This is a genomic window from Myxococcus sp. CA051A, assembly GCF_013336705.1.
Taxonomy (GTDB): domain Bacteria; phylum Myxococcota; class Myxococcia; order Myxococcales; family Myxococcaceae; genus Myxococcus; species Myxococcus llanfairpwllgwyngyllgogerychwyrndrobwllllantysiliogogogochensis.
In genome coordinates this window covers 1-20,986 of sequence record NZ_JABUMS010000006.1, presented here as the reverse complement: position 1 = coordinate 20,986, position 20,986 = coordinate 1, and the positions used below count along the sequence as shown (strand labels likewise).

Annotated in this window: 13 protein-coding genes and 1 pseudogene; 13 read left to right on the top strand and 1 reads right to left on the bottom strand. The window is 66.4% G+C overall.

All coding sequences use genetic code 11. The features are described 5' to 3' along the window. Nucleotides 1-34: 34 nt before the first annotated feature. From HUA74_RS18655 to HUA74_RS18610, 10 genes are all read left to right on the top strand, one after another. The gene (locus HUA74_RS18655) at nt 35-1,399 is read left to right on the top strand and encodes an AHH domain-containing protein (RefSeq protein WP_254625130.1); all 1,365 of its coding nucleotides are present in this window, start codon (nt 35-37) and stop codon (nt 1,397-1,399) included. A 15-nt stretch (nt 1,400-1,414) separates the two neighbouring features. Then, on the top strand, nt 1,415-2,665 hold the full coding sequence (locus tag HUA74_RS18650; protein WP_174455582.1) for an imm11 family protein: 1,251 nt from the start codon (nt 1,415-1,417) through the stop codon (nt 2,663-2,665). Nucleotides 2,666-3,980: 1,315 nt separating this feature from the next. Then, complete coding sequence (locus tag HUA74_RS45680; protein WP_254625129.1) at nt 3,981-4,340, top strand: hypothetical protein; 360 nt, start codon at nt 3,981-3,983, stop codon at nt 4,338-4,340. Nucleotides 4,341-5,016: 676 nt separating this feature from the next. Next, nucleotides 5,017-6,234 (top strand): HlyD family secretion protein, encoded by a 1,218-nt coding sequence (locus tag HUA74_RS18640; RefSeq protein ID WP_174455581.1) that lies wholly within the window; start codon nt 5,017-5,019, stop codon nt 6,232-6,234. 2 nt (nt 6,235-6,236) lie between these two features. Continuing rightward, entirely contained in the window at nt 6,237-8,966 is a 2,730-nt protein-coding gene (locus HUA74_RS18635; RefSeq protein WP_174455580.1) for an ATP-binding cassette domain-containing protein, read from the top strand. Next, on the top strand, nt 8,963-11,074 hold the full coding sequence (locus HUA74_RS18630; protein ID WP_174455579.1) for an ABC transporter ATP-binding protein: 2,112 nt from the start codon (nt 8,963-8,965) through the stop codon (nt 11,072-11,074). Before HUA74_RS18635 ends, HUA74_RS18630 begins: the two co-directional genes overlap by 4 nt. After that, nucleotides 11,071-12,567 (top strand): TolC family protein, encoded by a 1,497-nt coding sequence (locus HUA74_RS18625; protein ID WP_174455578.1) that lies wholly within the window; start codon nt 11,071-11,073, stop codon nt 12,565-12,567. Before HUA74_RS18630 ends, HUA74_RS18625 begins: the two co-directional genes overlap by 4 nt. A gap of 6 nt (nt 12,568-12,573) precedes the next feature. Further along, nucleotides 12,574-14,322: a hypothetical protein gene (locus HUA74_RS18620; protein ID WP_174455577.1), complete on the top strand. Its 1,749-nt coding sequence runs from the start codon at nt 12,574-12,576 to the stop codon at nt 14,320-14,322. Nucleotides 14,323-14,330: 8 nt separating this feature from the next. Then, nucleotides 14,331-15,344, top strand: coding sequence for a phosphotransferase enzyme family protein (locus HUA74_RS18615; RefSeq protein WP_174455576.1), 1,014 nt, complete (start codon nt 14,331-14,333; stop codon nt 15,342-15,344). After that, entirely contained in the window at nt 15,341-15,478 is a 138-nt protein-coding gene (locus HUA74_RS18610) for a hypothetical protein (protein WP_254625128.1), read from the top strand. Before HUA74_RS18615 ends, HUA74_RS18610 begins: the two co-directional genes overlap by 4 nt. A gap of 21 nt (nt 15,479-15,499) precedes the next feature. Here HUA74_RS18610 and HUA74_RS18605 read toward each other — a convergent pair. After that, a pseudogene (locus tag HUA74_RS18605) lies at nt 15,500-15,712 on the bottom strand (MATE family efflux transporter); the annotation flags it as partial. Between the two features lie 325 nt (nt 15,713-16,037). Here HUA74_RS18605 and HUA74_RS18600 point away from each other — a divergent pair. The 3 genes from HUA74_RS18600 to HUA74_RS18590 all read left to right on the top strand — a co-directional run bounded on the left by HUA74_RS18600 (nt 16,038) and on the right by HUA74_RS18590 (nt 20,479). Further along, nucleotides 16,038-19,082: a class I SAM-dependent DNA methyltransferase gene (locus tag HUA74_RS18600; RefSeq protein ID WP_174455575.1), complete on the top strand. Its 3,045-nt coding sequence runs from the start codon at nt 16,038-16,040 to the stop codon at nt 19,080-19,082. 162 nt (nt 19,083-19,244) lie between these two features. Beyond that, complete coding sequence (locus HUA74_RS18595; protein ID WP_217443506.1) at nt 19,245-19,751, top strand: hypothetical protein; 507 nt, start codon at nt 19,245-19,247, stop codon at nt 19,749-19,751. Nucleotides 19,752-20,203: 452 nt separating this feature from the next. Continuing rightward, nucleotides 20,204-20,479 (top strand): hypothetical protein, encoded by a 276-nt coding sequence (locus HUA74_RS18590; RefSeq protein ID WP_174455570.1) that lies wholly within the window; start codon nt 20,204-20,206, stop codon nt 20,477-20,479. Nucleotides 20,480-20,986: the final 507 nt, after the last annotated feature.

Genomic DNA, 20,986 nt, shown 5'->3' with positions numbered 1-20,986 from the left:
CCTCAAGATGGGAAGCAATGACGAGGGGAGGCGCATGACGCTGCACTGGGGCATGGTGGTGCTGCTGGTGTTTCTGGGAACAGGCTGCGCGACCACGCGCGTCGTGCGCCTGGAAACGGGCGAGGGGCTCGCCCTTGTTTACACGCCACGTACGGACGACGAGCCAGTCAGACTGGAGGTCGACGAGTTTCAGGAGGCAGTCCAGAAGCTGGCGCGCACCTCGCCACGCACCTCTCGACCAAAAGAAGCAACGCTGAGGCTGTTCAACCTGGGACCCGCTCGCACTTCGTCTCATGTGCGCGGGCGATTGGGATTGGTCTCCGTCGAAGATCCGCAGCGGGGTCGTCTTCTTGTGAAGGAGGAGCAGGGTGCGCAAACGGAGTTGGCGAGTGCCTACGGACGCTGGTGCCAGCGCCAGAAAAAGCCTCAGGACTGTCTGCATCTGCTGGCTGAGGACGTCACGCTGAACGAGGACGGCAAGCGCACGCTGGCCTTTCGTCTGGCCCTGGACTCGGTCTGGGATGAAACGGCGGAGGCACTGGAGGACCTGACGGACAAGGATGCAATGGTGACGATGCTCGCCACGACGGGAGCCGTCTACTTCGCGTTGTGGCTGGCGCCTGACCCGGTTCTTTCGAAGGGAATCGCCGCGACGCTGACTGTGGCGCTCATTGCTTACCTGGGTTGGGACACGGTGTGGAGCCTTGTCCAAGGCTGGAAGGTGTTGGCGACGGAGGTGGAGGTCGCGACTACCTTCGATGAGATCGAGGATGCCGGAGAGAAGTACGGGGAGGTGATGGGAAAGAACGCCGCGCGGGCGTTCGTCATGCTGGCCATGGCGGCGCTGGGCAGTACGGCTCAGACGCTGGCTGCACGGATCCCCACGCTCCCTGGTTCCGCACAGGCGGCACTGGTTGGAGTCGAGCAGGGCGGCTTCAGGCTGGCGGCGGCAGGGCAGGTCACCTCCGTGGCGGTGGCTCCGGGAGGAGTCATCACCATCGCCTTGGACCCGGAGGCTGTCGCGGAGACAGCACGGGGTACGCAAGCCGTGGCGGCAGAGCCGGTGGCGACCGCTGCGCACGAACACCACATCGCCACGAACAAGTGGTGGGACTCCATCAGCAACGGTGGCCCGTGGTCCCCTAGATTCCAGAGGCTCTTCGACCGGGCCGGAATGTCACTCGGCGACGCCGTCAATAGGGTTCGCGTGTCGGGCCACAAAGGGCCTCACCCCGTTGAATATCATCGAGAGGTGTTCCGCCGACTGCAGGACGCGATGAGGCGCTGCAGGAGCATTCAGCAGTGTCGTGAAAGTCTGACGGCGGAACTGAGGGATTTGTCGGTACAGATATCCACGCCGGGCACCGATCTCAACAAGCTGGTGACGCGGACTGAGTGAGGTGAGGAAAAACTCATGGCGAAGCGATTCTTTGAGCTAGCTGATGACATGGAGATCCAGGGGCGCTGGTTGCTGGGAGACCCCACGGACTCACAGGGGCGAGAGGTGGACGACCCGTGGCAGTTCACGGAGGGCTGCCCCGTTGCGATTGGAGAGCGGTTCCGGATTCCCAGCTACCACCCTGGGAGCCCTCTCGACTTCACGCTGACGGACGTTGGTGGCGCTCCCGTCGTTCATCAGAGAGTCGCAACCATCTTCGCGGAGCTGGCGCCTGACGATGTGCAGGTCATCTCGGTCGACATCGACGGGCTGCCTGGGCCGTACTGTATCCTCGTGGCTACTCGACTGATCCGGTGCATTGATGACAATACCTCCCGCGAGGTGAGGTACTGGAAGTCGGAGGATGGGCGCCCGGAGAAGGTCGGGCAGTATCGCAGTGTGTCGGGCATGCGAATCGACCCGACGAAGGTAGGTGATGCGAAGGTGTTCCGGACCTGGGGCTGGACTGGGACACTCATCGTGTCCGAGGACATCAAGGAGGCTCTGGTAGGAGCGGGCGTCACGGGGGGGAAATTCGAGGAGGTCACCGGTCCGAGCGACCTCAGACCGGAGGAACGCGAACGCAACCGGAGGCTCATGACGCTGGCGGAGCAGACAGACGCTGCCCGGAGCGCCTTCTGGCGAAGTCTGGGGAGGCTGGACGAAGAGGTCATCATTCCCATCGTCGTCGGTGGTTGCTGGCCAGCCCGGCGTCAGGCGTGGCGTGTCGTCCACCGCGGGAATGAACGGACCCTGCTGGTGACGGATGGCCTCTCGGACTCCTTCGTGGACCGCGCGGAGCCGTCGGTGGGCTTCGGTGTGGAATTGGCCCTGGAGACAAACGAGCCCCTCGATCATGTCGAGAAGAGCTGGCACCTGCAGGTGTTGGAGCGGGTGGGGGACGAACTCGCGGCACACGAAAGCGTGCGTGAGAAGGTGAAGGCAGGCTTTCTTTCCATGGAAGTCTCAGGCCAGGGGATGCCTGATTCTCTGCTGACGAAGGAGGGCCGGGTGGGGGTGTTGCTGGGGATGGAATCGAGCACGCTGCCTGTCCGCTTCACCCTGTCGGCGGGCGAGGTGCGGCTGGTCACCGTCAAGGTGTTGATGCCCGTGGAGCTGGCGTACTTGCTCGAACACGGGAAGCGCGGTCGGGACGAGTTGGTGCGGCGCTTCGCCCAGGACGGCCAGGAGCATCTGTCGCGCGCCTGTCGCCAGTCCGTGGTGTGACGGGCTCAGCCAGGGGATGACGTCAATCACGGAGGGCAACTCCGGCCAGCTCCGAGGGTTGGGCGCTGGCCGGCGTCACAACGAGAAGCTGGAGCCAGGGGGGCCTGCACGCCCTCTCGCGGAATGGCGATCATCTGATGACTTCGCGGCCCCCCCCCTCGAACCACCAGCCGCCAAGAGGCCGGTGGTCTGTTTCGATGAGACTCCCTGCCAGTTGATGGGAGAAGCCCGCACGCCCTGCCGGCCATGACTGTCAAGCCCCGCCGTTACGACGCTGAACACGGTGGAGATTGAAATCAGTGGGCTCACCCGCCAAGGCCTGGACAGGCGAATTGGCACCAAGGCCACCTTGAAACGGGAGGTGGCCCGGTGGGAGCGGGCGCGCAACAAGGAGGGTGCCCGCGTCCGCTGCTGCCTGACCCCTTCAAAATCTCTGTGCCGAGATACTCGCCGAGGGTGGCTGACTCAGCAGGTCGGAGGATGATGGTGCCAAGTCAGCTCAAGCAGGCCGATTTGCTCATCAATGCTGGCGCGGCACACGGCGGAGCAGGGACAAAATGGCGGGCGAGCCTGCCCGACTTGCGGAGTTGGGATTGAGGTGCCACCCCGCTTTGGGAAGCCCCGAGACTGCTACAACAGCCACCCAGAAGCGCCCTGGAATATTCGGTTCAAGCACCTGAGAGGTTCTGGAGCAACCTGGCGGGAACGAGCACCTGCAAGGTCAAGACGTTGCCAGAAATGAGAGGAGGGGCTGATGGAAGATCCCCATCAACCCCCCTCTGGTAATCGGAAACGAGGGACGCCCAGATACGACAGCTGGCGTCAAACGACTGACTACTAGCGCGCCTTCGGGCCGCCGCGGACGTGGAGCTTGATCTTCATGTCGTGCCTCCTTTCAAGTTGAACGCTACGTGTACTCGAAACTGGATGTCAAATCGAACCAAGGAACAATAGTTCCTTCAGAAGTGTGGCGCATTGCGGCGATGCGGGCGAAGTCCCGTGTCGCATCGAGGTGCACGTATTCAGCCAATGGGAGCGTGAATCACAAGGCAGTGGCCGAGGTGTTGACAGGGTGCGACCATCAAGGCGACTTTGGTTCGCGGACCCCGGCATATCTCTTCGAGCGGGCCCTTCGTTCCCTGAACTACGAGTCGGACACGTGCCTCGTGTTCGTTGCTCTGATGGTGGTGTGCGCCGGCGGGCTCATGACCTGGTCGCTGTTCGCCAAGGTCCCGCTCGTCGAGGTCAGCTCACAGGCCCGGATCGAGCCACACAACGCCGTCCATCGCATCGAGCCGCCCAGCGCGGAAGGGTCGTGCTCTCGCTGCCCAACCTCGACCAGGAGGTCAAGGAGGGCGACCTTCTCATCGAGTTCGACGCACAGGCCGAGCGCCTCGCGCTCGAGAGGAGCAAGGCGACGCTCGCCGCGACCGAGAAGGAGCTCGCCGTCATCCGCCAGCAGAGCGCCAACGAGCGCGAAGAGGCGGCTTTGACGGCAGGGGTGGACGAGGTCGCGGTCAAGGAGGCGCTGTGGAAACGGGAGGTGGCCCGGTGGGCGCGAACGCGCAACAAGGAGGGCGCCCGCGTCCGCTGGCGTTTCACTCCAGACCGCGCCCGCACCAGGCTTCGGCGAGCGGACCCCCAGGCCCAGGCAGCAGTGGCCGCTGCTGCCTGAACCCTTCAAAACCTCCGTGCCGAGGGTGGCTGACTCAGCAGGTCGGAGGATGATGGTGCCAAGTCAGCTCAAGCAGGCCGATCTGCTCATCAATGCTGCCGCGGCACACGGCGGAGCAGGGAGAAAATGGCGGGCGAACCTGCCCGACTTGCGGAGTTGGGATTGAGGTGCCGCCCCACTTTGGGAAGCCCCGAGACTGCTACAACAGCCACTCAGGCGCGCCCTGGTATATTCGGTTCAAGCACCTGAGAGGTTCTGGAGCAACCTGGCGGGAACGAGTACCTGCAAGGTCAAGACGTTGCCAGAAATGAGAGAAGGGGCTGATGGAAGCTCCCCATCAACCCCTTCTCTGGTATCGAAAACGAGGGACGCCCAGCTTCGACAGCAGGCGTCAAAACGACTGACTACGCGCGCGCCTTGGGGCCGCCGCGAACGTGGAGCTTGATCTTCATGTCGTGCCTCCTTTCTAGTCACACGCTACGTGTACTCGAAACTGGATGTCAAATCGAACCAAGGAACAGTAGTTTCTTCAGACGTGTGGCGCATTGCGGCGATGCGGGCGAAGTCCCGCGTCGCATCGATGTGCACATATTCAGCCAAGGGGAACGTGAATCACAAAGCAGTGGCCGAGGTGTTGACACGGCGCGACCATTAAGGCGACTTTGGTTCGCGGACCATGGCATATCCCTTCGAGCGGACCCTTCGTTCCCTGAGCTACGAGTCGGACACGCGCCTCGTGTTCGTCGCTCTGATGGTGTTGTGCGCTGGCGGGCTCATCGCCTGGTCGCTGTTCGCCAAGGTCCCGCTCGTCAAGGCCAGCTCACAGGCTCGGATCGAGCCACACAACGCCGTCCATCGCATTGAGCCGCCCAGCGCGGGCAGGGTCGTGCTCTCGATGCTCAAACTCGACCAGCAGGTCAAGGAAGGCGACCCTCTCATCGAGTTCGACGCACGGGCCGAGCGCCTCGAACTCGAGAGGAGCAAGGCGACGCTCGCCGCGACCGAGAAGGAACTCGCCATCATCCGCCAGCAGATCACCAACAAGCGCGAAGAGGCGGCTTTGACGGCACGGGTGGACGAGGTCGCGGTCAAGGAAGTGCTAGGGAGGGCGCAGGAGCTCGTGCCCAGGCACCGGCTCGCGGTGGAACGCGCGGAGCTGGCCATCAAGAGCCCGACCGGCGCGGTCTCGGAGATGGAGAAGCTCGAGCGCAAGACCGATGTCGACGCGCTCAGCTTCGCGCAGACGGCGCAGGGCCTGGCGCTCACCCGACTGCAGCGCGAGCAGAACGTGCGCCGTCAAGCCCTCGCCGCGCAGCTGCTCGGACTCGAGCGCGAGGAGCTGGGCGCCGAGGGGCGGATCCGGGAGCTCCGGGGCGCCATCGACCGTCTTGAGTACCAGATTGAGCGGAAGCTGTATCGGGCGCCGGCCACGGGCCACCTGGTCGACGTGGCGGAGCTCGGCTCGGGAGCATTCATCGCCGATGGTCAGCGGGTCGGAACCATCGTCGCGAGCAATGCCGAGGTGCGGGTGCGCGCCCGTTTCCCGAAGGAGGTCGTCGGATTGATCCAGCCCGGCCAGACGGCGCGCCTCAAGCTCGACGGCTACCCGAACACCATCTACGGGACGGTCCCCGCCAGGGTGACGGCCGTCGGGACCGAGCCCGGCCAGACAGCCACGCCCGAGGCCATCCCCGGTACGGTGCGCGTCGAGCTCAAGTTCGCACCGCCGGACGATCCGCGTATCCAGCTCCGCCACGGCATGACCCTGTCGGTGGAGGTCGAGGTCGCGCGGGCGTCGCCTGTCGCGCTGCTGATGCGGGCGCTCGGCGAATGGAATCCGCAGCCTGAAGAACCGCCGATGACCGTGTTTCAGCCCGAAGCCGAGGCCCGCTGACCATGACTGCTCCCAGGGTCCGGCGCTCGATCATTCCCGAGGTGATCCAGATCTCGGCGACGGACTGCGGTCCCGCTTCGCTCAAGAGCCTGTTCGCGGGAATGGGCGTCGAGCTCAACTATCGCGTCCTTCGCGAAGTGTGTCAGACGGACGTCGACGGCACCTCGATCGTCACCTTGGATGAAGTCGCGAACCAACTCGGGCTCGACTCCGAGGAGGTGATGCTTCCGCTCGATCACGTGGTGGTCCCTGAAGCCAAGGCGCTCCCCGCCATCATCGTCACGCTCAGCGCGGGAGGACGGCCGCACTTCGTCGTGCTGTGGAAGCGCGTCGGCCCATTCATCCAGGTCATGGACCCGGCGGCGGGCCGTCACTGGACCCGGATTTCGACGCTGCAGAGCCACCTGTACCAGCACACCACGTCCGTTCCGGCGGCCGGCTGGCGCGAATGGGCCGGGTCCGAGGAGGCGGTCGCGACGTTCGAGCGCCGCCTGCTGGACCTGGGTGCGACGCAGGCGCGGGAGCTGGTTGCCCGGGCGCTCGAGGACCCCGGGTATCTGTCGATCGCCAGGCTCGACGCCGCGTGCCGGGCGTCCGAAGCGATGATCCGCGCGGGCGCTGTCCGTCGAGGTCGGACGGCGGCGGGTCTGCTGCAATCCATGATTGCGAAGGACGCTTCCGGCGAAGTGCCCATTCCCGCTGCCTATTGGTCCGCTCGCCCCAACCCCGAGGTGGAGGGCGAGGTGTCGATGACCGGCGCGGTGCTGATGCGGGTTCGCGGTTGGCGCGAGGCTTCGAGCGCGGGCGAAGACGCGCCGAAAGCCGTGCTCGCGAGCAGCCTGGCGACGGAGCTCGTCGCCAAACAGGTGAGCCCGGCTCGAACGCTGCTCCGCCTGCGAGGCGAAGATTCGTGGGTCGTTCCGGGCCTGATTGCGGTGGGACTGGTGTTCGCCACCTTCGGGCGGATCCTGCAAGCGCTGATGCTCCGGGGCGTGCTCGACCTGGGGCGCGACCTCGGCACGTTCGCGCAACGCGCGACGGGCATGGCCGTTCTCGCGGGCGTCGCGCTCTGCTTCATGGTCATCCAGATCCCCATTTCATTGGGATTGCTCGGCATCGGCCGCCGGCTCGAGGTGCGGCTGCGGAAGGCGTATTTCGAGAAGCTCCCCGAGATGGAGGACCGCTATTTCCAGAGCCGGCTCGCCTCCGACATGGCGTCTCGCACGCACAACATCCAGGCGATGCGGTCGCTGCCGCAGCTGCTCGCGCAGGCCGTCATCCTGTCGCTCGAGGTCGCGAGCATCACCGCCGCGCTCATCTGGGCCGCACCGTATGCATGGCACATCGTGCTCGCGCTCGCGGCGGTCACGCTGATCGTGCCCCTGGTCGCGCAGAAGCTGCTTTTCGAGCCCGACCTGCGCGTGCAGATGCACTCAGGCGCGCTCAGTGGATTCACCCTGAACGCGCTCGTCGGGCTCACGCCGATCCGGATCCACGGCGCCGAGCGGTCGCTGCGCCGCGCGCAGGAGACCTTGCTCGTCAGCTGGACCAAGGCGCGCTATTGGATCCAGACGCTGTCGGTCGGGTTCGAAGGCGGGCTGATGCTGGGGAGCTACGGCCTCGTCATGCTGCTCGTCTATTCGTACCTCGCGGGCACCGAGCGGGCTTCGCTGGTGTTGTTGGTCGTCTATTGGGCGCTGCGGTTCCCCATCCTCGGCCAGCGACTGATGGTGCTGAGCCGCGCGTTCCCGAATGCGATGAACCGGGTTCGCCGGCTCCTCGACATCATCGGCGACATCAAGGAGACGCCGGCCCGGCCCGAGGCACCAGTGCAGGAACCTGTCGCGCCTGCGGACGCCGCGAGCGGCGTTTCGATCGTGATGGAGAAGGTCCGCGTGAAAGGCGGCGGTCACACCATCCTCGACAAGGTTTCCTTGAACATCGCCCCCGGCGAGCACGTGGCCGTGGTCGGTGTCTCCGGAGCAGGCAAGTCGACGCTGGTCGGCCTCTTGCTCGGCTGGCTCCGGCCGGCGCGCGGCGAGATCAAGGTCGACGGGCAGGTGCTCGATCAGGCCGCTGTCGAGCGGCTGCGGCGCACCACGGCCTGGGTGGATCCGGCGATCAGTCTCTGGAACCAGAGCCTCATCGACAACCTCCGGTATGGCAACGATGGCGCGCACGGCTGGGCACTGTCTGGGGCGCTCAAGGGCGCCGAGATGCTCGACATCCTCGAGGCGCTTCCAGACGGGCTGCAGACGTCGTTGGGCGAAGGCGGAGGGCTGGTCTCGGGAGGCCAGGGTCAGCGTGTGCGCCTGGCGCGCGCGATGCTTCGCTCCGGCGTGCGCCTGGCCATCCTCGACGAGCCCTTTCGCGGTCTCGATCGCGACCGGCGCGCGCGGCTCCTCGCTGAGTCCCGGCGGCTCTGGGCGGACATCACGCTCCTCTGTGTCACCCACGACGTCGAGCACACCCAGGAGTTCGATCGCGTGCTCGTGGTCGAGAACGGTCGGATCCTCGAGAACGGGCCGCCGAAGGTGCTGCTCGCGAACAAGGAGTCGCGGTACTCCGTGCTCCTTCGCGCCGACCAGGAGAATCGCACGCTGCTCTGGGGCGGTGGGCACTGGCGCCATTGGTGGCTTTCGGGCGGCCAACTGGTGGAGAGGCCGGCGCCGAAGCCCGTGGAGACGCCGGTCGCGGAGCCCGCCGCGGGCGGCTTGGAGCTGGTGGGATGACGCGCTCGAACTCCGACCTGTTGTGGCCGGTCGAGCGACTGCCCGACGCGCTGGAGCAACTGGCGCAGAGGCAAGGCTATGGCAGGGCCGCGGGTGAGATCGCCCCGCCCGCGGCGGCCGTCGAGCCGAGCCGGGTCTGGATGTTCGCGCTCGGAGATCGACTCGGCGTGGAGCTCGAGCCAATCACGCCGCTCTACAGCGAGCTGCCCGACGTCCTCGAACGCGCCGCGCCCTGCATCCTCCAGGTCCGGCGAGACGGCGTCCCGTCCTATCTGGTGCTGCTGGGGATGCGGCGCGGGAAGCTGCGCCTGCTCGCGCGCGACGCCACGGCGGTTTCGGTCCCGACGAAGAGCGCGCTCGCGCTCCTGCGCGAAGAGCAGGAAGCCACCGTCGCCGAGGTGGACCAGCTGCTCGGCGGCGTGGAGATGTCGCCCCGTGCGCGCGAGCACGCCCGCTCCCAGATGCTGTTGCAGCGGCTCGGCCAGGCGCAGTTGCGCACCGGTTGGATCATGCGCCCCAGGCGCACCGCGAGCCGGCGGACGCTGCTTGGCGACATCCCGTCGCTCGTCGTCGGCATCCTCGTGAGCCACACGCTCCTCTCGCTGGTGCTGGCTGCCTCGTTCTGGTTGCTCGGTCGCGCCGCGCTCCAGGCCCACCTCGAGACCGGCTGGTTCCTGGGGTGGATCGCCGTGATCGCGTGCGCGATTCCGCTGCGCATGCTCGAGGTGTGGTGGCAGGGCGTGTTCTCGATCCGGCTCGGAACGCTGCTCAAGCAGCAGCTCCTCGCGGGAACCCTCAAGCTGACCCCCGACGAGGTGCGGCTCGACGGCATCGGCCGCCATTTCGGCCGCGTCGCCGAGGCCGAGGTCGTCGAGCAGCTCGCGGTCGGCGGCGCCCTGCTCGCGGTGTTGTCGCTCGTCGACCTGGTCCTGGCGGGCGTCATCCTCGTGCTCGGGGCGGGAGGGTGGCTCCAGGCGATGGTGCTCGTCCTGTGGGTCGTGGTCGCGTTCGTCCTCGCGCGCCGCCACTACGGCGTCCAGCGGGCGTGGTCGGGCGCGCGCGTCGAGATCACCCACGACCTGCTCGAGCGCATGCTCGGCCATCGAACGCGGCTGGCGCAGCTCCCCCTCGAGCGCTGGCATGATGGCGAAGACGTCCGCTTGAGCTCCTACTCCGAGATCTCGAAGGTCATGGATCGCCGGACCATGCAGTTGACCGCGCTCCTGCGCGACGGCTGGTTGGTGCTCGCCCTGCTGACCTTGCTGCCGACGTTCGCCAGCGGTACGGCCAATGCCAGCGCGCTGGCGGTGGCCGTGGGCGGCATCTTGCTCGCGCTGCGAGCCTTCGACGAGGTCTCCGTCTTCTTCCAGCAGGTCTCCCAGGCGGCGGTGTCGTTCGAGCAGATTCGCGACTTGTTGCTCGCGGTGGGCCGCCCGGAGCTCGAATCGAAAGTCCCGCTCGAAATGGAGGGAGGCAAGCCCACCGACGCCGCCGGCGGAAACCTCATCGAGGCGCGGGGCGTGACCTTCCGGCACGACGCGCGCACCCGGCCGGTGCTCGAGAACTGCTCGTTCCAGATAGCGCAGGGCGACCGCATCCTGCTGGAGGGCCCATCCGGCGGTGGCAAGTCGACGCTGGTGTCGCTGCTCACGGGCATGAGGACGCCGCAGGGCGGGGTGATGCTGCTGCACGCGTTGGACCGCGCGACGTTCGGCTCCTCGGGCTGGCGCAAGCGCATCACCGCCGCGCCGCAGTTCCACGAGAACCACGTCCTGTCCGGCAGCTTCGCGTACAACCTCCTGCTCGGGCGCGAGTGGCCGACCTCGCCCGAGCTGCGGACCAAGGCCGCCGCGCTGTGCAAGGAGCTCGGGCTGGACGAACTGGTCGCCAAGATGCCCGCCGGCCTCGAGGAGATGATCGGCGAGACCGGCTGGCAACTCTCGCACGGCGAGAAGAGCCGGCTCTACATCGCGCGCACGCTGTTGCAGGGGGTCGAGCTGGTCATCCTCGACGAGAGCTTCGCCTCCCTCGATCCGGAGACCATGCGGGTCGCGCAGCGCTGCGTCCTCAACCACGCCAAAGCCCTCGTGGTCGTCAGTCACCCATGAGCCTTCGACTCACGCTCGCACTCCTCGCGACGACCTGCTCCGGTTGTGGGCTGATCCGTCCCGTCGTCGTCACACCGCCTCAGGCGCCAGGCAGCTACTCGACCTCCGTCGAGCCGAGCACCGAGCCGCCTCCACCGTCCAGCGCACCCGAGGGTGGGGCTCCAAGCCCTCGGCCGCCGAAGGAGGAGGGCGCACCCTCGCGGCCCGCCGAGCACGTCACCCAGGACGAGGTCTGGTGGTCGGCGTTCGCCGATCCGGCGCTCGACACGGCCATCCAGGAGTGTTTCGCCAACAGCCTGGTCCTGCACGACGTGCGGGATCTGATCTACGAGAACCAGCTCGACCCCAACGTGCCGCAAGGTTGGTGGTACCCGCTCCAGGTCGGCGTCCTCAACCCGGCGGGGCTGAGTCATGTGGTCGCCATCGTTCCGCCCGCGCCGGCAACCCGGGCCAGGTACAGCATCGCCACCGCCGATGTCGGCGTGAGGTACCAGGTCGACCTGTTCGGAAACCTCGCCGCGCAGCGGAGCGCGGGAATGAACTTCGCCGAGCAGCAGCGGCAGCTCACCGAGGCCCGCGTCCAGGACCTCGCGCAGCGGATCGCCCAGGTCTGGTTCGACATCCTCGAGGCCCGCGCGCTCCGGGACCTCACGCTGCGGCAGATCGACTACAACAAGGAGCTGCTGCGGCTGATTCAAGCGCGGTTCGAGCAGCAACTCACGCCCCGGCTCGCGGTGCTGCAGCAGGAGCAGTTGCTGCTGAACCTCGAAGCGCAGGTGCCGCTGATCTCCGCCCGGAGCGCGCTCTTGAATTCTGAGCTGAAGGCGCTGCTGGGCCGGGTCCCCAATCCCGCGGACGACATCGTCCCCCTCGAGCGACAGCTCCCCGATCTCCCGCCTCCGCCCAGACTCGGAACGCCAGGAGACCTGAACGCGAACACGCCGGAGATGCGGCTCCAGGAGCTGCGCGTCGCCGAGGTCGAGCACCGCATCAACGCGAACCGGGCGAGCTGGCTTCCGACAATCGAACTGGTGGGCAGCGTGGGCGCCGCGAAGGTCGGCCTCTCGGAGCCGGTCCTCCACCAGTCCGTCGTCGGCGTGAACCTGACCTGGGCCTTTTTCGATGGAAGGCGATTCACCGAGCACATGCGCCTGCCGATCCAGCTCCACCGTCGCCACGTCCAATACCAGCTCGCGCTGAACACCGCGATCGGACGGGTGCAGGATGCCGTGGTCCAGGAGGAGACCGGGGCGACGAGCCTGCGCGCCCTGCGCGCGCAGGTCCAGCTCGGGCGGCGGCTCCTGGACGAGGCGAGGCGGCTCTTCGAGCAGGGGCGTTCGGACTACCTGACGGTGCTCTCCGCCCTGACGAACCTGGTCGGGCTGGAGCGCGCGAGTCTGCAAGCACAGCGGCTGCTGCTCAACCATCGCGTCGCGGTCTATCGTTCGCTCGGCGGCACCTGGTCGCGCGACGTCACACTGAATCGGGAGTGAGAAGCCATGGCACAGCTACAAGCGGATGAGATTCTCTACATTCCCCATCGAAGGCGACTCACGCACGACCGGATCGACGCGGGGAATGGCCAGCAGGTCCTGCACCTCTTCTATGGCGAGGTGGAGCTCATCTTCGACGAGCCGGACATCGCGCCCGTGGGCGAGAAGCTGCTCCAGGTCGAGCAATTTCAAGCCTCCGACGCCATGGCGTGGTCGGACGGCGCGCCCCATTCCTGGGACACGATGCGGGACCTGCTCGAGGCATTGATCGAACAGGGGGTGTTGAAGCGGGTCTCGGATGCGCCCACGGGCCGCACCTCGGTGTCCTACCCTGAGCGGTTGGGTGAGGTGCCAGCCGGGCGTGAGCCGCTCACGTTCAGCGCCCACGACAATCGTTGCCCCGTGCTGACCGAACAGGCGTACGGACGGGCGTTGGAGCTGTCGAACCTCGAGGTGGTCGTACCGGTCTACCGCGTGGCGCATCCGGCGGTCGACGGTGACGGCCGGCAAGTGGGCGAGAACAACGTCGGACCTCGCACCTTGTTCCTCGATCTCCCAACCGTGCGCAAGCAGTGCCACTACGCGGGGAGTCGGTACCAGAACGAACTCCCGATGAACGTGACCGCGATGAAGGCCATGGCGCGTCAGTGGCCGGACCTGCTCTCGCTGACCGAGCAGTTCCGCAAGGCCTTCTTCGCGCGCATGCCGCCCCGGACCCCGGGCGTGCTCACCGCGGGCGAACTCCACATGATGGTCGTCTGCACGCTCGCGTCGGTCGGGTACGTGATGGTGCGGGGCAACCAGCCCGTGCCGAACGGAGAGCTCGACAGCGGGCTCGCGGCCATGTTCCGGCTGATCGACGGAGTTCGCCTGGTCACCAACGACCTGGTGCGCGACGCCCCCGAGCAGCCCGTCACCGTGCAAACGATCGTGGACTATGCCGAGCGTCACGCGGTCTTCAATGGTCCGCACGGCGTGTGCGCCGGGCCGCCGGCGCTGATCAATGAATACATGCAGGTGTTGACCGGCGTGGCCCCTGCGCCGATTGAGGCCCAGCCCGACATCGCGGCGCGCCTCGGCGATCTCGACGCCGCGATCGATTACGGCCTGCTCGGGCAGCGCGTCGAAGCGGTGGTCCGCTTCCTCGGCGCGAGCCAGGGGCTGCTCCACGAACGGCTCCGGGCGGCGTTCGCCGGACACCTCCCGCGCACCGCGCTGCAAGAGTTCGTGGAGGCGCCGATCGATGTCGCGCGTTACCCGTTGCTCCGGGACGATTTCCCACTCGCGGAGACATACCAGCGCGAGATCAAGCTCAGCCGCTGGTTGTTCGCGCGCATCGGCGAGGCGTTCCCCGGCACGCCACAGGGCACCTCGCTGGACGAGCTGGCGAAGCTGGATCCCGCCGAGCAGGACACGAGCCGGCGGCGACTGGCCGAGCTCTTCGCGCACGGGCTGCCGCAAGAGGCGGTCGTGGCGGAGCCCATCCGCGGCGAGCTCGCTGACGTCGCCGCCAGCGCGTTCGCCCTGGAGCGCCGGTGCCTGCGCGTCGTCGAGCGCGAGCAGGCGATGCTGAACCAGCGGCTCCGGCGCCCGGATCACCCCCTGACCGGCATGGACCTGGCTGTGTTCACGCGTCCGCGCAATGGCCCCCCGTTGGCGGAGACCCTCGCGCGCGGCCTGGGCGTCTCGGTCACCAGCGACTCTGCCTCGACCGTGCTGGGCTACGGTGGGAGCAGCCTCACGTTGAAGGACTAGAGGGTTCGATGCATCCAGAGCTTGTCCGCCGCTTCCACGAACCGATTCGCGATGAGGCCGCGCGCCGGTATGGCCTGTCGCCCGAGCAGCTCACCGAGCTCCAGGCCTTCGAGAACTTCGTCTACGAGGCGGAGAACGACGACGGCGATGGCCTTATCTTGCGCATCTCGCACAGTACGCGGCGAACGATTGACTACACGCAGGGGGAGGTCGAGTTCGTTCGCTATCTGGCCGCCGCGCGCATTCCAGTCGCATCGCCGATCCTCTCCGATTCGGGGCAGTTCGTGGAGCGGATCGAAGACCGCGAGCCCGGCAGCTACTTCGTCGTCACCGCGTTCGAGCGCGCGCCGGGCGTCGTCTTCGACGACGCGCCTCCGCTCAAGGAGCGCTACTGGAAGCCCCCCCTGTTCCGCGACATGGGCCGGCTGTTCGCGCGGCTCCACAACCGCGCGGAGACCTACGCGCCTTCGAGCCCCAGGCTCAAGCGCCAGGAATGGCATGAGTACGACGTGGTCGACATCGACCGGTTCGCGCCCCCCGAGGAGAAGCTCGTTCGCGAGCGCACCGCGGCGATCATCGCGCGATTGAACCGGCTCCCGCGAACACCGGAGAGCTACGGGCTGATCCACGCCGATCTCCACATGCACAACTTCTGCTTCGCCGAAGGGAAGATCACCGCGTTCGACTTCGACAACTGCGAGTACGCGTGGTTCGTCAAGGACATCGCGGTCCTCCTCTTCTACATTGCGCGAGGCGAGGCTCGAGAGGCGCGCGACGAAGCTGTGGCCGCGTTCCTGGGGCCGTTCCTCGAAGGGTATCGGGAGCTCCGACGGATGGATCGCGAGTGGCTCGCGGCCGTGCCGGACCTGCTCGCGCTCCAGCGCTCGATGAATTACGCGCTGTTCCACCAGTATCGCGACCCGGCCGTGCTCGACGAGAGCACGCTCGACCGGTGGGGGCGGTTCCGGCGCGACATCGAAGCGGACACACCCGTCCTGCAGATTGATTTCAGCGCATATTGATTTCAGCGCATGACGAGGCCCTCTCCAGCCTGCTGTGGAAGAAGGACGTGGCCCACCAGCTCGCCATCTGGCAGGGCGGCAATCACGACTGGCCCGTGTGGCGGGAGATGATTCAGCAGTACCTGCCCTGGTAGTCACCGGGCCTTGGCGCCCGCTCAGGCCTCGAGCGGGCGCAGCATGCCGGCGCTCACGCGGTGGAGGCGCCAGAGCAGCGCGAAGGCCACCGCGATGAGTCCCGCCGCGCACGGGCCCCACCAGATGCCCACCACGCCCAGCCCCAGCAGCCACGTGAGCGGCAGGCCGATGGCGTAGTGCCCCACCATGTTGACCAGGAAGGTGAAGCGGGTGTCTCCCGCGCTGCGCAGCACAGACTCTGCTCCGGTCCGGCGCACAGCCCGCGTGTCACCCTCCAGGGGCCCCTCTTCGCCCCTCTTCACCAGCCCGCCGCCCTCAACAGGGCGCCTATCCGTCCTATACTTCGAGGTGAGAGTGGCCGCCAATTCCGCCTATACGTTCAAGTACCTCATCTTGCGCAGCGTGGGGTGGCCGGCTCCTACGCAGGGGCGGTCGCTGCGGACAGGAGGAGCAGGGGAGATGTTCTGAGGCTTATCAGCTCCGACTGCTATGATGCTCGCCTTTCAGGTGCCCGCAAACTGCGGCTCACGGCATCTAGCTGCCCGCTTCAACTGTGTGATGCAGACCGACGACCTGCTCCAAACCCTTGGCTACACCGACTCCCCCCGCTTCCTGCGTCCGGCGGCGTTCGGAAGCGCTCCTGAGTTTGCGCACGTCTTCGAGCGAGCGGCCCGGCAATGGAACGTGCGGGGCGTCTACTTGCTCCGGCGAGACTCTTCGGACGAGAACGCGACGTCGACGCCTGTCGTCTACGTGGCGGAAGCGGAGTCGGAGCGCGCCGCTGACGCGATCCATCACGCCGTCTGGAATCAGAACGTGGTGCCGTTCCTACTCGTGCGGCTGCCGGGCGGCGTACGGCTCTACTCGGGGTTCTCGTGGGAGCGCGGGGAGGAGCGCGTCCAAAGCGAGCAGCGAGGGGTACTCGAGGCGCTCGTCGGCTTCAACGACGTCCTGCGACGACTCGGCGACCTCCAGGCCGCGCGCATCGACGACGGGTCGGTTTGGCAGTCACGCGCAGACGCTATGCGCCGGGCCTCGCGCGTTGACGAGCGACTGCTTGGGCACCTCCGCGCGCTCGGGCAGAAGCTCACCGAAGCGCAGCAACTAAAGCGGCACGTCGCGCACGCTCTCATCGGGAAGTTCGTCTACTTACGCTACCTGCGCGCGCGGGAGATCCTCTCCGATCGTCGGCTCGCCGACTGGGGCCTGGATGGGACGGTGCTCGGGCGTGGCGCACGACCGAGCGACATCAAGGCACTCGTTGGCCACGTTGACAATTGGCTGAACGGCTCAATTTTTCCATTTCCATTCACCGGTGAGGATGCGCCGACGAAGACCCAGATCGAGGAGGTGGCCTCGGTCTTCCTTGGCGACAACCCGACGACGGGGCAGCGGCACCTGCCGTTCGAGGCCTACGACTTCTCGTCTATCCCGGTAGAGACGCTGTCGGTCGTCTATGAGCAGTTCCTCGCTGTCGAGGGAACGAACAAGGAGAAGGGTGCCTACTATACCCCGATCCCGCTCGTGAACTTCATGCTCGCGGAGCTGGACGACCTGCGAGAACTGGCCCCAGGCATGAAGGTGCTGGACCCGTCCTGCGGTTCGGGGGCGTTCCTCGTGCAGTGCTACCGGCGGCTGATCGCAAGGCACCGGCGGGATGGCGGCGATCTCCGGCCGACGACGCTCCGCGATCTGCTGACGAAAAGCATCTACGGTGTCGACAGCGATCTGGACGCCTGCCGCGTGGCGGCTCTGAGTCTCACGCTCGCGATGCTCGACTATCTCACCCCGCCGGACCTCCAGAGCACCCCACAGTTCAAGCTACCTGACCTGCTGGGCCAGAACGTGTTTCACGGGGACTTTTTCCAGGCCGACCCACCGTGGACAGCGAGCGGGCGACGGCGCTTCGACTGGATCGTCGGGAATCCGCCTTGGGTGAAGGCCGGCGACGACGACGCCGGCCGCCAGTGGATCGACGCGCACGCGGCAACTGCGCCGGTGACAAAACGCGACGTGGCTGAGGCATTCGCGTGGAAGGCGATTGATCATCTTGCCGAAGACGGCACGGTCGGCCTGCTTCTGCCCGCGATGACGCTGGTCAAGGACGACGACGCGTTCCGGCGCCGGTTCTTCGACGCGGTGTCGATCAAGGGCGTCGCGAACTTCTCGAACCTGAGGCGGGATCTCTTCGGTGGGCGAGCCGAGACGCCGACCGCAGCAATCTTCTTTCGCTCGAGGCCTGACGAGGACGACGGAAGGGTGCTGGTCTTCTCGCCAATGGCCGCGAATCAGTCTGCGGTGAGATCGGCGCCCGGTGAACGGCTGCGCCCTTGGACCATCACACTCAACGCGAGCGAGGTGCGCTCGGTCTCGCGGAACGAGATTCGAACGGGTGCGGCGCTACCGTGGAAGCTCGCTATGTGGGGCTCGCTGCGGGATGCGCGGCTGATCGAGACTGTCTCGCACTTTCCGAGCTTCGAGGATTTCGCCCGACGGCATGAGCTAATCGTCTCGCAAGGGCTCCAGCTCCGGACGCAGGATGCCGGAGAGCCGGTGGAGCCGCTTCCCGAGGTTGTCGGGAAGCTATGGCTCGAACCGAGCGCTTTGAAGGATCGGGGACGGCTCTACGTGCTTCCTGAAGATGCACTGTCGCGCATTGGCCCCGATTTAGGCTTCTACCGAAAGCGGGGCGGGCCTCGTCCTTTGCTGGTCAGCCGCCCTCCGCACGTCATTGTGAGTGGGGGCCGCACGTTCGCTGCATACTCGGACGAGTTCGTGGTCTTTCCCGATCGCCAGATCGGCATAGCGGGCGCGCCGTCGCGCTCGGCTTTGCTCAAAGCAGTGAGCCTGTTCCTGAACTCGGAACTCGCCGCGTACTGCGAATTCCTCCTCTCTCCCGAGGGAGGCATCCGCGGCGGACGCTCCACGCTCGAAACGTTGAAGCGGTTGCCGACGCCGCTTGAGCAGCTTGAAGGCGCGCAACTCCGGGAATGGGTCGCGCTTCACGACGAGCTTGTGGCGACACAGCGACGGCAATGGGTCGGAAAAGCGGACGGGGACACGCTCATGCCGCTTGAGGCGAGGCTCAACGCGCTCGTCGCGAACTTGTTTGACCTGACCGAGGAGCAGCGCGTGCTCGTCCACGATCTAGTGCATGTCCGCATGCCGATGATCGACGGGCAGGTTCCGGACTTGTCAGTGGGGGAGCCGGAGGCCGAGGAGCTCGAAGCCTACGCGCGTCGGCTTGAGACGGAACTAGATGCATTCGTCGAAGGCGAGCCGCTCCGGCACGCGGTCACCGTGCTCAATGGCGGGCCCTGGGGCGCCGTGGAGGTGAGGCTCGAGACGCGACTCTCGAAGCGCCGATCGCGCGTACGGACTGCCTCCCCCGAGGTCAGCCGCGAGATGACTCGGCTCACCAAAGGCCGCGATGCACTGGATCCGCAATGGATTTACTTCGACCGGAACGTTTTTCTGTACCTGGAGGACCGGACGGTCATCCTGAAGCCCCTCCAGCGACTTTGGTGGACCGAGAGCCAAGCATTGTACGACGCGGATGAAATCTTTGCCGCTGCCGCCGCTCCTTTTGGGGAGGGTGCCTAGATGTCGATGCGCGAGGCGAGGCGGTTACCGGCGGCACGCCCGCCCGGAGCGGACGCCTACAGGCGCGCTTTCGTACGCGCAGTGCACGAAGTGCTGCGCCTCGCCGTTAGTCGTCTTGTGCCGGCACGACTCTCGCGACTGCAGGAGCCAGAGATCACGGGATTGCTCGTCGAGAAGATGCGGGAGGTTGTGAAGGGGCGGCTCTGCCCGCGAAACGCAGAGCACTTCTCGTTCCATGACGACCCGCCGTTGAAGGGGGGGCGGAGGCTCGGAAAGCGACGCCCCCGTGTGGACATCGCGATCGAGCGGGCAGCGCCCGGACCACGGCCTTGGTTCCAATTCGAAGCGAAGCGGCTAAAGACGCCCCGCCACGTGGCTGCGTTCCTCGGCAGGGACGGGCTCGGCTGTTTCGTGTCCGGTAGGTACGGCGCGGATCTCCGCGACGTCGGGATGCTGGGGTATGTGCAGGCACGCAAGGTTTCCGAATGGGCCTTCGAGATAGAACAGCGGCTTGAGTCAGGCCGCTCGCTGCATCTAATGCCGACCGGCGCTCCTGCGTGGAAGGCGCGTGTGCTTGGCTCGGCGCTGCCCGACACCTTTCACAGCATGCATGACCGCGCGCGACACGGGTTGGTCAACGTCTTCCATACGCTGTTCCGATGCTACTGAGCGTACGAAGGGCCGTGCGACAAGGCGTGCCGAAAGACCAAGCCGCCCGCAGCAACTACCCCCGAGGAGGGCATGCCTGATGCGTTCTCGGGTGCCAGCGATTTCGTGAGGCGGCTTGGTGAGAGAGGGGCGCGGTGCGGCCAAGGCTTCGCCGCTCGGCCGAGGCGCCGTGCACTTCGGGGGACTGTGGCAGCCAGCAGCGGAAGGAGGGCCGGCGAGCCCTTCCCATCAGCAGTCGTGCGCCACTGCCGCGCAGGTCGCTGATGGCAATCAACCTGCCTGGCACGCGGTGGCACATCTGCGCTGAAGGCCATCACCCAGCCGGTTCACACGGCCATCAACAAAGGCCTCAGTGGTCACCCAAAACCGGCCAATGAAGGTCCCCTGAAAACCGGCCAAAGGGGAGGGCCGAGACGTTGACGCGCGGGTAGGACGTGGAGTCCGCCCGGGGAATGGGCAACGTCTTGAGCGACGAGAAGCAGCAGCAGGTCATCGCCCTGGGGCGGTTGGGTTGGAGCCTGAGACGTATCGAGGAAGTGACGGGGATACGTCGCGGTCGACACGCAAGACTGAAACCATCTGCCGTGGAAGGGATGGACCGCCAGGGTGATGGTGACTTCTTCCAAATCGCTTGCAGTGTCGACCGCATTTCGCCCTGCCTTTCCCAGGAGCGAATCTTCACCTTGTCCCCGCGCCGCGAGACGAAGACGAAGAGGTGGCCGGCGTAGAGACTCTCCTTCCACAATCGCGGCCAGCCCATCAATGCTGTTGCGCATGTCGGCCGGCTCGCGCGCCAGCAGGATTCGCACCGCTCGGGGCAACAGCAGCATCAGCCGAGCACCGCCACCAGGTGCGCGAGGTACTCGGCCTGTGTCCCCTCCGGGAAGCGCAAGCGCAGCCCGCGCGGCAGCGCCACCTCAAGCATGAATCCTTCTCGGACTCGCGGCGCGGGGGGGCGCGATGACCTCCACGGGAAGGAACGCCGCTCGAGGGCTGCCCGCCGTCTCGGACCGTCGAACCGGCGTGGCCCTCGACTTCTTGTACAGCCAGTACTGGAAGGCACCGAGCGAGACCTGGTGTCTGTCCGCGAATTCCTTCTGCGTCAGCTCGGGTCAAGTCCCGAATCGTGTGTAGTTGGTTCGGAGGGGGAACGGGGGAGGAAGGCTCCTTGGCGGATTCATTCAGCGGTGTCTGGGTTTGAAGTCAGCAGGGCCATGTCGAGGTAGCGGCGGTCA